At 63.7% G+C, this 12,540-nt stretch carries 12 protein-coding genes and 1 pseudogene; 11 read left to right on the forward strand and 2 right to left on the reverse strand.

The window, feature by feature from the left end:
• The first annotated feature begins 9 nt into the window (after positions 1–9).
• The 10 genes and pseudogenes from IVB07_RS07200 (at position 10) to IVB07_RS07245 (ending at position 10,410) form a co-directional block, all read left to right on the forward strand.
• Positions 10–2,895 (forward strand): cell division protein, encoded by a 2,886-nt coding sequence (locus IVB07_RS07200; RefSeq protein ID WP_026232600.1) that lies wholly within the window; start codon positions 10–12, stop codon positions 2,893–2,895.
• A 185-nt stretch (positions 2,896–3,080) separates the two neighbouring features.
• Positions 3,081–3,233, forward strand: a complete 153-nt coding sequence (locus IVB07_RS07205; RefSeq protein WP_007596280.1) for an aa3-type cytochrome c oxidase subunit IV — start codon at positions 3,081–3,083, stop codon at positions 3,231–3,233.
• Between the two features lie 137 nt (positions 3,234–3,370).
• Positions 3,371–4,498: a Re/Si-specific NAD(P)(+) transhydrogenase subunit alpha gene (locus tag IVB07_RS07210; RefSeq protein WP_018453811.1), complete on the forward strand. Its 1,128-nt coding sequence runs from the start codon at positions 3,371–3,373 to the stop codon at positions 4,496–4,498.
• 11 nt (positions 4,499–4,509) lie between these two features.
• Positions 4,510–4,827: a proton-translocating transhydrogenase family protein gene (locus IVB07_RS07215; RefSeq protein ID WP_018453812.1), complete on the forward strand. Its 318-nt coding sequence runs from the start codon at positions 4,510–4,512 to the stop codon at positions 4,825–4,827.
• Positions 4,828–4,869: 42 nt separating this feature from the next.
• Positions 4,870–6,267 carry an NAD(P)(+) transhydrogenase (Re/Si-specific) subunit beta gene (locus IVB07_RS07220; RefSeq protein ID WP_085349147.1) on the forward strand — a complete coding sequence of 466 codons (1,398 nt, stop codon included), beginning with the start codon at positions 4,870–4,872 and terminating at the stop codon, positions 6,265–6,267.
• Positions 6,268–6,437: 170 nt separating this feature from the next.
• Positions 6,438–7,235: an alpha/beta hydrolase gene (locus IVB07_RS07225; RefSeq protein WP_018453814.1), complete on the forward strand. Its 798-nt coding sequence runs from the start codon at positions 6,438–6,440 to the stop codon at positions 7,233–7,235.
• Entirely contained in the window at positions 7,189–8,670 is a 1,482-nt protein-coding gene (locus tag IVB07_RS07230) for a sodium:proton antiporter (RefSeq protein WP_247767529.1), read from the forward strand. The genes IVB07_RS07225 and IVB07_RS07230 overlap by 47 nt, the downstream gene beginning before the upstream one ends.
• A 110-nt stretch (positions 8,671–8,780) precedes the next feature.
• Positions 8,781–9,036: pseudogene (locus IVB07_RS07235) on the forward strand (ionic transporter y4hA); the annotation flags it as partial.
• Positions 9,037–9,070: 34 nt separating this feature from the next.
• Positions 9,071–9,355: a cupin domain-containing protein gene (locus IVB07_RS07240; protein WP_018453817.1), complete on the forward strand. Its 285-nt coding sequence runs from the start codon at positions 9,071–9,073 to the stop codon at positions 9,353–9,355.
• Between the two features lie 92 nt (positions 9,356–9,447).
• Positions 9,448–10,410: a hypothetical protein gene (locus IVB07_RS07245; RefSeq protein ID WP_247767530.1), complete on the forward strand. Its 963-nt coding sequence runs from the start codon at positions 9,448–9,450 to the stop codon at positions 10,408–10,410.
• A 27-nt stretch (positions 10,411–10,437) separates the two neighbouring features.
• Here the strand turns inward: IVB07_RS07245 and IVB07_RS07250 are convergent, their stop codons facing one another.
• Positions 10,438–11,088 carry a tetratricopeptide repeat protein gene (locus IVB07_RS07250; RefSeq protein ID WP_085349151.1) on the reverse strand — a complete coding sequence of 217 codons (651 nt, stop codon included), beginning with the start codon at positions 11,086–11,088 and terminating at the stop codon, positions 10,438–10,440.
• Positions 11,089–11,213: 125 nt separating this feature from the next.
• Entirely contained in the window at positions 11,214–11,528 is a 315-nt protein-coding gene (rpsU, locus tag IVB07_RS07255; protein ID WP_007614218.1) for a 30S ribosomal protein S21, read from the reverse strand.
• Positions 11,529–11,788: 260 nt separating this feature from the next.
• Between rpsU and aqpZ the strand changes: the two genes are divergently transcribed.
• Positions 11,789–12,511: an aquaporin Z gene (gene aqpZ / locus IVB07_RS07260; RefSeq protein ID WP_018453820.1), complete on the forward strand. Its 723-nt coding sequence runs from the start codon at positions 11,789–11,791 to the stop codon at positions 12,509–12,511.
• The last annotated feature ends 29 nt before the right edge of the window (positions 12,512–12,540 follow it).

Genomic DNA, 12,540 nt, shown 5'->3' on the forward strand with positions numbered 1-12,540 from the left:
GAGGCGAACATGGCCAGGATCAGTGCCCCAGACCCCAAGGTGGAGCCGCCACGGGCTGTGGGGGAACAGCAGCTGTGGGGGACGCAGCACCGGAAGATCGTCAAGCGCGAGCTCGCAGCCATCAACAACCGCCGCCTAGCCCAGGGTATGGATCCCGTTGCATACCCTGGCGACGAAAAGGCGATCGACACGGTCGGCCTTGCGCTGTCAGGCGGCGGGATCCGATCCTCCGCAATCTGCCTCGGCGTCTTGCAGGCTTTCAATCACCACGGGCTCATCAAGCACATCGACTATCTGTCGACCGTATCGGGCGGCGGTTACACCGGCTGTTCGTTTACGGCGACCATGACGCGGGCGCAGAATTTCGTCTTCGGAAGCACGCCGACACCTGGAGCCGAGAGCGCAAATGAGATCAGTGACACGCCTGCGGTGGGCCATATCCGGAATTACTCGAACTATCTCGTTCCGGCCGGCGCGCGCGACCTGATCACCGGCGTCGCAATCGTCGTGCGTGGACTCGTTGCCAATCTGAGCCTGACGCTGCCGGTTGTACTGCTCGTTGCAGTGATCACGATCCTGTCCAACGCCGCACGCTCGTCACTCTATACGACCAATTTCTTCGGCCTGAGCGTCGACGACACCCACAATCTTGGTCCCCTCTCCAGCCTGGGATTGATGCCTGCCTTCTTTCTTGTCGGCCTTGTTGTCGCTTTGCTGCTTTTGTTGGTCGGGCGCCTTTTCAAAGTCGGGCGGCGCGAGCTGTTTCGGTACCTGGCCGGTCTTGCGTTTGCGATGGGTCTCATCTGTGCGATCGCCAGCTGCCTGAATGTCGATCACTTTGGCCTTTCGCTTGCAGCGGTCCTGCTCGGCCTTGCGCTTTTCTTTGGCTGGGCAGTGCTGCGATCGATTTCGTCGACCAAGGGAGGTGAATTCCGCGGCTATCCGTCGACGGTCGGCGCGACCTATCTCGTTCTGCTTGCCGCCATCTGCTTCTTCGAATTTCAGCCCTTCATGATCGCCCAGATGTTCGATGTCGCCGACGCTAACACGACTCAGTCCGGCGGCATCATTGGCGGCGTTGCAATCAAGTGGGTCCAATCGCTTGCGGCCATCACTGCGCCGGTTGCGGCGGCTGTCACGCTGTTCCGGCAGCAATTCGCCGACCTGCTGAAGGGCGCCGGCGCCTCGGACCTGGGATCACGCCTGCTCGCCCATGCGGCGAAAGCAGCCGTGCTTGTCGCGGGACTGGCGCTGCCCTTGCTGATCTGGGTCGGATATCTCTATCTTTGCTATTGGGGCATCGCGAACGACAAGACCCTCGACGCCGCCTACCGTCAATACCCCATGATCGAGGAGTGGGGAGCGGCTGGCGTGCAACCCGTGCCGCCCGCGGCCGGTGTCGATGTCAAGGGAAATGTCCAGTTTGACTCGGCGACCCGCAAGCTCTCGGCCGAAATCACCAATCGCGAAGCGAAGGTCGTCGTCTCCAAGCCGGTGGGGCCGATCTCGCACATTCCCGCATGGCTGTTTTCCGTTGCGTCATTGCAGTCCCCGGACAAATTCACTTGGTCGAAGTACCAGTTCGGCAACAGTGTCAGCTGGCGGATGATGCTGCTCTACTTCTTGTCGGGCTCGGCCATGTTCGGCCTGTCGTGGGTTCTCGGGCCGAATGCCAATTCGTTGCACCGGCTCTATCGTGATCGCCTCAGCAAGGCCTTCTTGTTCAATCCGCTCTATTACGCCGACGGGGAGCCGTCGCGGAACATGCCGAGCCTGGACCAGGGGAGGGATTTCCTTCCGCTCGACGAGGAGAAGCTGAGCGGTCTGTTACATCAGATGGTCTACGGGGTCGATCCAGCGGGAGCGATGACGGTCGCGACATCGAAAAAATGCAGCCTGGCCTCGCCATATCCCATCATCAACGCCGCGCTGAACATCCAAGGATCCGACTTCGCCAATCGGCGGGGACGGAACGCGGATTTCTTCATATTCTCGCCGCTGCACGTCGGCAGCGAGGCCACTGGCTATGCGAATACACCGGCATTCGAGAAGGTCGCGCCGGGCCTCGATCTTGCGACCGCGATGGCAATCTCCGGGGCCGCTGCTTCGTCGAACATGGGCTCGGGGTCGATCCGCTCGCTGACCCCGACCCTGGCGCTCCTCAACGTGCGCCTGGGGTACTGGTTGAAGAACCCGCGCTGGGTCTCGACAAAGGACAAGCCGCAGCACCACTCGACCCCTTTGTTTCTATGGTCTGAGATCTCGGGCCGGCTTTACGAGAATGCCGATGCGGTCTACCTGACGGACGGCGGACACATCGAGAATCTCGGTGTCTACGAGTTGTTGCGACGACGCTGCAAGGTGATCATCGCGGTTGACGCCGAAGCCGATGCACCCATGAATTTCTCATCCCTGGTGACGCTGCAGCGCTATGCGCGCATCGATCTCGGGATCATCATCGATCTGCCGTGGACGCCGATCCGCAACACCACGCTCGAGTGGATGAAGTGCAACGCAACCAAATCCCCGGCCCGGCGCACGGCGGGCGGACCGCACGTGGCGGTCGGCACCATCGACTACGGCTCGGGGGAAAAGGGGTACCTCGTGTACATCAAGTCGTCCCTGACCGGAGACGAGAACGACTACATCCGCGACTATGCACGCCGCAACGACACCTTCCCGCATGAAACCACCGGTGACCAGTTCTTCTCGGAGGAGCAGTTCGAGGTCTACCGCGCGCTGGGTTTCCACATGAGCCACGGTTTTCTCACCGAGGATGCCGGCGCGGATGCAATCGTCGTCAACGTTCCGGGAGAACGCTGCGCAAAGCGAAACTTCTGCGACAGCAAGGTGGAGCCGATCGGCGCAGTCCGCCGTGCGCTCGGCCTGCGCTGAGAGGCCTCGGCTCGTGGCATCGGAGACCGCCTCTGACGGGCGGATCACCGGTCTGAGCCGAATTCCCGCCCATTGGAATTCCAAATGACCTGATTTGCCGGGAAACCGCGCCTCCGTGCCGTTGCCCTGCCCGGAAGTTTGCGGTATCCCAGCCACGAAATTCGACTTTCGACTGGGGACAATTCATGGCTGACCATAGCGAAGTGGCGTACAGCACCGCCGACGGCAACGACTACGTTGCCCACGAGCAGACCTACGAGGGCTTCATCAAGCTGGTGAAGTACGGCACGGTCTCGGTCGCGCTTATCGTGATCCTGATGGCGATCTTCCTGACCTGATTCATCCCCTGCAGCACCGCCAGTGTCGTCGGTGCCTATAAAATTTGCAATCAAGCCGGATTGAAAACCGGTATCCAACGTTGCGGGAGTAACGCTAAGTTCGCGTGCGCGCTTCTTCCCGCGTCGCCGGAGGGCCTATGAAGATCGCCGTTGCCAAGGAAATCGATCCGTCGGAGCCGCGGGTCGCCGCTTCGCCGGATACGGTGAAGAAGTTCAAGGCGTTGGGCGCCGAGATCGCCGTCGAGCCGGGCGCCGGCCTCAAGTCGGGCCTGCCGGACTCCGAATTCACCGCCGTGGGCGCCACCGTCAGCGCCGACGCGCTGAAGGACGCCGACATCATCATCAAGGTGAAGCGCCCTGAAGCCTCCGAGTTGGCGCAGTACAAGCGCGGCGCGCTCGTCATCGCCATCATGGACCCCTACGGCAACGAGGCCGCGCTGAAGACGATCGCCGATGCCGGTGTCTCCGCCTTCGCGATGGAATTGATGCCGCGCATCACGCGCGCGCAGGTGATGGACGTGCTGTCCTCGCAGGCCAACCTCGCCGGCTACCGCGCCGTGATCGAGGGCGCCGAGGCCTTCGGACGCGCCTTCCCGATGATGATGACCGCGGCCGGCACGGTGCCCGCCGCCAAAGTGTTCGTGATGGGCGTCGGCGTCGCCGGCCTCCAGGCGATCGCGACCGCACGCCGTCTCGGCGCCGTCGTCACCGCGACCGACGTCCGGCCCGCCACCAAGGAGCAGGTCGAATCGCTCGGTGCAAAATTCCTCGCCGTCGAGGACGAGGAATTCAAGAACGCGCAGACCGCCGGCGGCTACGCCAAGGAAATGTCCAAGGAATACCAGGCCAAGCAGGCCGCGCTCACCGCCGAGCACATCAAGAAGCAGGACATCGTGATCACCACCGCGCTGATTCCGGGCCGGCCGGCGCCGAGGCTCGTCACGGCTGACATGGTCAAGTCGATGAAGCCGGGATCAGTGCTGGTCGATCTCGCCGTCGAGCGCGGCGGCAATGTCGAAGGCGTCAAGGCGGGCGAGGTCGCTGATGTCGGTGGCATCAAGATCGTCGGCTACACCAACGTCGCCGGCCGCGTCGCGGCGTCGGCCTCCAGCCTCTACGCGCGCAATTTGTTCAACTTCATCGAAACGATGGTCGACAAGACCAGCAAGGCGCTGGCCGTGAACTGGGACGACGAGCTCGTCAAAGCGACCGCGCTGACCAGGGACGGCGCCGTCATCCACCCGAACTTCCAGCCGAAAGCGTAAGGAGAGCCGCCATGGAGCATGTTGCACAGGTCGTCGACCCCTTCGTCTTCCGGCTGTCGATCTTCGTTCTCGCCGTCTTCGTCGGCTATTTCGTGGTGTGGTCGGTGACCCCGGCGCTGCATACGCCGCTGATGAGCGTGACCAATGCGATCTCCTCGGTGATCGTGGTCGGTGCGCTGCTCGCGGTCGGGGTCGGCATGATCTCGAGCGGCTCGGGCTGGGCGCGCGGCTTCGGCTTCATCGCGCTCATTTTCGCCTGCGTGAATATCTTCGGCGGCTTCCTTGTCACCCAGCGCATGCTGGCGATGTACAAGAAGAAGGTGAAGTGAGCGGCGTTCACCTCGGGGTGACAAAGACAAAGGGGACCTGAGATGAACGCCAATCTGGCTGCAGTTCTGTATCTCGTGGCAGGTGTGCTGTTCATCCTGTCGCTGCGCGGGCTGTCCAGCCCCGCCTCATCGCGGCAGGGTAATTTCTTCGGCATGATCGGCATGGCGATCGCGGTCGCCACCACGCTGGCCAGCCATCCGCCGGCGGACGGCCTCGCCTGGATCCTCGTGATCCTTGGCATCGCGATCGGCGGCAGCGTCGGCGCAGTGATTGCCCGCCGGGTGCCGATGACCTCAATGCCGGAACTGGTCGCCGCGTTCCATTCGCTGGTCGGCATGGCCGCGGTGCTGGTCGCGGCCGGTGCGTTCTACGCGCCGGAGGCCTTCGACATCGGCAGCCCCGGCAACATCCATCCGCAGAGCCTGGTCGAGATGTCGCTCGGCGTCGCCATCGGCGCGCTGACCTTCACCGGCTCGGTGATCGCGTTCCTGAAGCTGTCCGCGCGCATGAGCGGTGCGCCGATCATCCTGCCGTTCCGCCACATCATCAACATTGCGCTCGCGATCGCGCTCGTCGTCTTCATCGTCGGGCTGGTCATGACGGGCAGCGCGCTCGACTTCTGGCTGATCGTCATCATCGCGCTGGCGCTCGGCGTCCTCATGATCATCCCGATCGGCGGCGCCGACATGCCGGTCGTGATTTCGATGCTTAACTCGTACTCGGGCTGGGCCGCGGCCGGCATCGGCTTCACCCTCGGCAATTCCGCGCTGATCATCACCGGCGCGCTGGTGGGATCAAGCGGCGCGATCCTGTCCTACATCATGTGCCACGCGATGAACCGCTCCTTCATCTCGGTCATTCTCGGCGGCTTCGGCGGCGAGACCGCGGCGGCCGGCGGTGGCGGCGGCGAGCAGAAGCCGGCCAAGCTCGGCTCGGCCGACGACGCAGCCTTCATCATGAAGAACGCGCAGAAGGTCATCATCGTGCCCGGCTATGGCATGGCGGTGGCACAGGCTCAGCATGCGCTGCGTGAAATGGGCGACATCCTGAAGAAAGAAGGCGTCGAGGTGAAATACGCCATTCACCCGGTCGCCGGCCGCATGCCCGGCCACATGAACGTGCTGCTGGCCGAGGCCAACGTGCCCTATGACGAGGTGTTCGAGCTCGAGGACATCAACTCCGAATTCGCGCAGGCCGATATCGCCTTCGTGATCGGCGCCAACGACGTCACCAATCCGGCGGCCGAAGAGGACAAGACCTCGCCGATCTACGGCATGCCGGTGCTCCAGGTCTGGAAGGCCGGCACCGTGATGTTCATCAAGCGCTCGCTCGCTTCCGGCTATGCCGGCATCGACAATCCGCTGTTCTATCGCGACAACACCATGATGCTGCTCGGCGACGCCAAGAAGGTCACCGAGAACATCGTCAAGGCGATGTAGCGCGGAGGCAAGCGGGCCATTGCCAATGCGACGCGCGAGCAGCGCGTCGCGTGGCACACCGCTCACCAGGCGGCGTGCGGCTGCCGTGACGTTCCGGCCCGCCTCGGGCGATGTCATGAAATTGCTGCCGAGCCGGTGCAAACCCTGAACAGGGGCCGGGTCGCGTCATCATGACCATCGTCAAATGGATCGCCATCCTGCTCGTGACCGTCTATTGCGCCGGTCTCCTCGTGCTGTATGTCAGGCAGCGCGAGATGCTGTTTCCGATCCCGCCCGTCGGTCGCACCACGCCGGACGCCGCAGGCTTCCCCGAGGCCGAAGAGCACGTCCTGACTACCTCCGATGGCGAGAATGTCATCGTCTGGCACGTGCCGGCGAAGCCAGGCCGCCCCGTGATCCTGTATTTTCCGGGCAATGGCGATTATCTCGCTGGTCGCGTCAGCCGCCTCAAGGCCATGACGGCGGACGGCACCGGCCTGGTCGCGCTGTCCTATCGCGGCTATGCCGGCTCGAGCGGGGCGCCGAGCGAGGCGGGCCTGCTGCGCGATGCCGCGGCCGCCTACGCCTTCACCACCGCGCGCTACGCGGCGGAGCGAATCGTCGCGTGGGGCTTTTCGCTCGGGACCGGCGTGGCGGTCGCGATCGCCTCGGAGCATCGTGTTGGAAAACTCATCCTGGAAGCGCCCTATACATCGACGGCCGATATTGCAGCTTCATCGTTCTGGTACGTTCCGGTCCGCCTGCTGATGCGAGATCCATTTCATTCCGACGAGCGCATCCCGCGCGTCACTGTGCCGCTATTGGTGATGCATGGCACCGATGACCTTGCCATTTCCATCGTGTTCGGAGAGCGTCTGTTCGCGCTTGCGCACGAACCGAAGGAGTTCGTTCGCTTTGCGGGCGGTGGACACGACAATCTCGATGCGTTCGGTGCGATTGAAACGGCGAGGCACTTCATTGCTTTCTAGACGGCTTGTCGTTCGGCGCGCGAGCGGGTTCATCGCCGCGATCCTCGTCGTGTTGTTGCCACAGCACGCATGGGCGGCGACCGGGCTCGACGGCGCGGCGATGCGCTGGCCGTATGCGCTGCCCTTTGCCGGCCTCCTGCTGTCGATCGCTCTCGGGCCGCTGCTGTTTGCAAAAGTCTGGCACCATCATTACGGCAAGATCGCCGCGGCCTGGTCGCTGCTGGCACTCGCCTCGCTCGTCATCCTGGCCGGGAGCATGGCGACGTTGGCGGCGCTCGTTCACGCCATGCTCGCCGAATATCTCGGCTTCATCGTGCTGCTGTTCTCGCTCTATGTCGTGGCTGGCGGCATTCTCGTGACGGGCGACATCAAGGCGACGTCGGCATCAAATGCCGGCATCCTCGCGCTCGGTACGGTGATGGCGAGTGTCGTCGGCACCACGGGGGCGGCCATGATCCTGATCCGCCCTCTGATCCGCGCCAACCGACCGCGGCGCTACAACGCCCATGTCGTCATCTTCTTCATCATCCTGGTCGCCAATGTCGGTGGCGCGCTGAGCCCGCTCGGCGATCCCCCGCTGTTCGTCGGCTTCCTGCATGGTGTCGACTTCTTCTGGACCACGCGGACCATCTGGCTGCAGACGGCGATCGTTGCCGGACTGCTGCTCGCGATCTTCGTCGTCATCGACGTCTGGCGCTTCCGCAGCGAACCCTTGCTCGGCGCCGCCGGCGCCGCGAAGCCGGTCCGCATCCGCGGCCTCGTCAACCTGGTGCTGATTGCAGCCATCGTCGCGAGCCTGCTGGCCTCGGCGATGTGGAAGCCCGGCATCGCTTTCGACATTCTCGGAACCAGGCTGGAGCTGGAAGATATCGCCCGCAACGCGGCGCTGCTGGCCATAGCGGGCCTGTCGGTGTGGTTGACGCCGGACGAGCACCGGCAGGCCAACGGCTTCACCTGGGAGCCGATCCGCGAAGTCGCAAAGCTGTTCGCCGGCATTTTCATCGCGATCATCCCGGTCATCGCCATGCTCGATGCCGGCCATCACGGCGCGTTCGCCTGGCTGTTGTCGGCCGTGACCGCTCCGGACGGCACGCCGCGCGAGGTTGCCTATTTCTGGTTCACCGGTCTGATGTCGGCATTCCTCGACAATGCGCCGACCTATCTGTTGTTCTTCGAGCTCGCCGGCGGCGACCCGCAGGTGCTGATGCACGAACTCTCGGGCACGCTCGCCTCCATCTCCATGGGCGCAGTCTACATGGGCGCGCTTACCTATATCGGCAATGCGCCGAATTTCATGGTGAGCAGCATCGCCAGCGAGAACGGCATCGAGATGCCGAGCTTCTTCGGTTATTTCCTGCGCGCCAGCGCGGTGCTGATCCCGCTGTTCGTGCTGCTGACGCTGCTGCCGTTCGCTCCGATCCTGCGCTGGCATTGAATCTGCCGCGCGATTGCTACTGCTCGGCTGAGACAATTGGAGCCGATGGATGAGCGCGCACAATCCGACGCCTCGATCGGCCTGGATCTTTCCGGCGCTGGCCGTGCGAGGCGCATCTGTCGGGCCGGGCCTTGGTGCTCAGCGTCGTGCTGCTGCTGATTGCGCTGCTGGCGGTCGTGTTGCTGTCCAAGAAATTCTCGCTGGTGGTCGATGCCGTCGCGGCCAGGATCGGCGCGCCGCCTGCCTTTGCTCCTGACCTTCTTCCTGAGCATGCTGACCTTCGGTACGGGCAGGACCAATGTCCTGTTCGGGCTGGTCCATAAGGTGGTATTTGCCGTCTACGTGTTCGTGGTTTTCGTGCCCTGAACCGGTTTTCCGGATATGCCCCAGGAGAGTTCCGATGCTTGCCGCCGAGTCCGAGGTTCAGGTCGACAATGAGCAGGTTCGGGTAACCGAGTGGCGGCTCGCGCCAAACAGCGCCACGGGGCATCACACCCATGGCATGGACTACGTCATTGTTCCCGTGGTCGGAGGGGAAATGACCATCGTGGCGCCCGATGGCGAGCGGTCCAAAGCACAGCTTGCGGCCGGGAAATCCTATTTTCGCAAGGCCGGCGTCCAGCACGACGTGCTTAACGAAACCGCAACCGAGATCGTGTTCCTTGAGGTTGAGCTGAAGTCGTAAGTCCGGCGTACCCCTTTGCCATTGATCCGTCGCAGTTGATCCCTCACTATGCCTCAAAGTTCCCGCATCAGATCGCGCGGGGAGTGGCCGGAATGCTGAAATACATCGCTAAAATCTCGATGGACATCTTCCCCTCGGTGCTCGCAACGATCATCGGGGCGTATATCGTTAATCATTACATCAACGCCAAGCCGGCGGCGGATGCGCCCGCGGCCGTGACGGCGCCCGCCGAGGCCGGCAAGAACGGCAAGCCCGCCGATGTGGCCAACCTCCCCGCGCCCGGCGTCAAGGCCAAGGGCATCTCCGAGAAGAACGTGACGGACAAGCCGGCGGCCGAGAAGGCTGCCGATCATCCGGGCGCGGAGTCGAAGACCTCGACGGCGGACGTGGCACCGGCCGAGGCCGCCCCGCGCGGCAAGCCGTCCGGTCGCGAGAAGGCAGTCGCCAAGTCCACGCCGGCCGTCAGTGCAGCCGCTCCCGCCACCCCGGTGGTGGAGGCCAATTCGGCGCCCGCTGCTGCCGCGCCGGCCGCAACCCCCGACGCCAACGATCTCGTGCGCGCCGCGATCGAGCGCCTGCGCAAGTCGCCTGAGAGCAAAGCGGCTGAGGCCAAAGCTTCCGACACAAAGGCTGCCGACACAAAGGCTTCCGACAACAAGTCTTCCGAGACCAAGGCGCCCGAGAAGACTCAGGAGCCTGCGGTGCGTGAAGCCGCCCGCACTCCGGAGGCCCCGCGTATCATTCCCGTGGATACGTCATCGGTGCGTCCGTTGCCGCCGCCGATCACGGTCTCGACACCCGCAGCCGAGGCCTATGGCAATGGCGGCTCGTCGCAGCCGAGCCCGCCCTACACGGCGTCGGTCGGCAACGAGAACCCGAATCGGCTGACGCCGCCGGCTGATATTCCGGTCCCGATGATTGCGCCCCCGCTCGATCTGCGCGCCGATGCCGGCGCGTCGATGCCGCGGCCGAAGACCAATGTCGCCGACGACATGCTGTCGGGCGTCAGGTCCATGTTCCACTCCGTTCTGCCGAAGAGCGTCACCCCGGATTAAGACGGCGCCTGCGCTGCGCCAGACTCGTCAGCCGCCGACGCGGGCGAGGCCGCTGCGGGCGGCGTCGTCGCGTGGGCGAAGCGAGACCGCCTTGGTGTAGGACGCCGCCGCCTTGGTCCTGTCGCCCAGCCGTTCATAGGCTTGTCCGCGTATGGTCCAGACTTGGGCATTGTGGGGATCGGCCTCGGAAGCCTCATCCAGATCGGCCGCGGCCTCCTTGACCTTGCCGAGGGCGAGATAACTGGTGGCGCGGCCGAGCAGCGGCTCGACCTTCTGCGGGTTAAGGCCGCTCGCGGCACTGAAATCGGCGATGGCGAAGTCGTGCTGGTTCTTGCCCTGGTAGATCAGGGCGCGGCCATAGAGCGCCTGCGCATTGTAGGGATCGAGTCCGACCGCGTGATTGAATTCATCGAGCGCGGCCGCCGTCTCGCCGGACTTTGCCAGAGCCTGGGCCTTTGCCGTATGGGCCTGGGCTTCGCTGACATTGCCGGCGCTGACCACGTTCTCAGCGGTCGTGGCCGCCTTGGGTGCCTCCTGCGGCTTCTCCTTCTCCGGCGTCAGCGACCCCAGGTCGAAGGAGCAGCCGCATAGCGAAATCCCCATCAAGGCCAGCGCAAACGGCTGCTGCAAGATCTGCCGTAGCCGCGCCAAGCCGCGCTTGGGGAGAGGGGAGGCCATCTACGGTTCGCTCGCGCTAGTGCCGCATCGGTAGTGCCCCATCCCAGCAAGGCACCGCTCACAAAACAATAACGCGGGCCAGGGGCCCGCGTCATCGAAAACTGAAATCTCTCAAGTCGGGTAAATCAGCGCGGTCCGCGCGGACCAGCACTTGCACCTGCGCCTGCACCCGGGCCGCCGCGACCGCCACGATCACCGCCGGGGCCAGCACCGAACACCGGCTTCGGCTTCATCGGCAGCAGGCCTTCGCGCTGCAGCTTCTTGCGGGCCAGCTTGCGTGCGCGACGCACGGCTTCGGCCTTTTCACGGGCCTTCTTCTCGGAGGGCTTTTCGTAGTGACCGCGGAGCTTCATCTCGCGGAAAATACCCTCGCGTTGCATCTTCTTCTTCAGCGCCTTGAGGGCTTGATCGACATTGTTATCGCGAACGAGAACCTGCACGCGGCATCCTCTTCAGTGGATCGGATTTGAATTCTGGTAAGTCAAAGGGGATGGCGAAACGCACAAGCCCTTAACCTTGAGGGCGCGGATGTATCAGACAAAACTTGGGATGTCCACCGGCCAAGCGGGTTTTCGGGCCAAGTTCAGCCATTAAATGAGGCAAAATACCTCTGTGCGGCCCTGATTTGGGAGATTTGACGCCAAGGGCGGGGCCGTTTCCGGAGCTTTGTTCCGGAATCTTTGAAAGCAGGGGACGACACATGGATATGAAGAAATACGCGGCCGAAGCTATCGGTACCTTTTGGCTCACATTCGCAGGTTGCGGAAGTGCGGTGATCGCAGCCGGCTTTCCGCAGGTTGGCATCGGTCTGGTCGGTGTCTCCCTCGCATTCGGACTGAGCGTGGTCACCATGGCCTATGCGATCGGCCACATCTCAGGCTGTCATCTCAATCCGGCCGTCACTGTCGGTCTTGCCGCCGGCGGACGTTTTCCGGCCGGACAGATCCTGCCTTATGTGATTGCGCAGGTCGCCGGCGCGATCGTGGCCGCGTGGCTGCTCTACGTCATCGCAAGCGGAGCTCCCGGCTTCGACGTCAGCAAGGGGTTCGCGTCCAACGGGTACGATGCCCATTCTCCCGGCCAGTACAGCATGATCGTGTGCTTCCTCACCGAGGTGGTCATGACCATGATGTTCCTGTTCATCATCATGGGCGCGACTCACGGCCGCGCGCCCGCCGGCTTTGCGCCGCTGGCGATCGGGCTCGCGCTGGTGATGATCCATCTCGTCAGCATCCCCGTCACCAACACCTCCGTGAACCCGGCGCGTAGCACGGGGCCCGCGCTGTTCGTCGGCGGCTGGGCGCTGTCGCAGCTCTGGTTGTTCTGGGTTGCGCCACTGATCGGCGGCGCGCTGGGCGGGGTGATCTATCGTTGGCTCAGCGAAGAGCCCACTGGCGTCGTCGCGGGCGCGAAGACGGCATAACTGCAAAGCGGGATCGCGGCATGCGCCGC

Source organism: Bradyrhizobium sp. 172, from assembly GCF_023101065.1.
GTDB classification, from domain to species: domain Bacteria; phylum Pseudomonadota; class Alphaproteobacteria; order Rhizobiales; family Xanthobacteraceae; genus Bradyrhizobium; species Bradyrhizobium canariense_D.

Bases quoted from the DNA above. Each gene is read 5' to 3' on its own strand.
- IVB07_RS07215 (WP_018453812.1), top strand. From the start codon at position 4,510: ATGGAGCATGTTGCACAGGTCGTCGACCCCTTCGTCTTCCGGCTGTCG.
- IVB07_RS07245 (WP_247767530.1), top strand. From the start codon at position 9,448: ATGCTGAAATACATCGCTAAAATCTCGATGGACATCTTCCCCTCGGTG.
- IVB07_RS07230 (WP_247767529.1), top strand. From the start codon at position 7,189: ATGCGTTCGGTGCGATTGAAACGGCGAGGCACTTCATTGCTTTCTAGA.
- IVB07_RS07200 (WP_026232600.1), top strand. From the start codon at position 10: ATGGCCAGGATCAGTGCCCCAGACCCCAAGGTGGAGCCGCCACGGGCT.
- IVB07_RS07205 (WP_007596280.1), top strand. From the start codon at position 3,081: ATGGCTGACCATAGCGAAGTGGCGTACAGCACCGCCGACGGCAACGAC.
- IVB07_RS07225 (WP_018453814.1), top strand. From the start codon at position 6,438: ATGACCATCGTCAAATGGATCGCCATCCTGCTCGTGACCGTCTATTGC.
- IVB07_RS07220 (WP_085349147.1), top strand. From the start codon at position 4,870: ATGAACGCCAATCTGGCTGCAGTTCTGTATCTCGTGGCAGGTGTGCTG.
- IVB07_RS07250 (WP_085349151.1), bottom strand. From the start codon at position 11,088: ATGGCCTCCCCTCTCCCCAAGCGCGGCTTGGCGCGGCTACGGCAGATC.
- aqpZ (WP_018453820.1), top strand. From the start codon at position 11,789: ATGGATATGAAGAAATACGCGGCCGAAGCTATCGGTACCTTTTGGCTC.
- IVB07_RS07210 (WP_018453811.1), top strand. From the start codon at position 3,371: ATGAAGATCGCCGTTGCCAAGGAAATCGATCCGTCGGAGCCGCGGGTC.
- IVB07_RS07240 (WP_018453817.1), top strand. From the start codon at position 9,071: ATGCTTGCCGCCGAGTCCGAGGTTCAGGTCGACAATGAGCAGGTTCGG.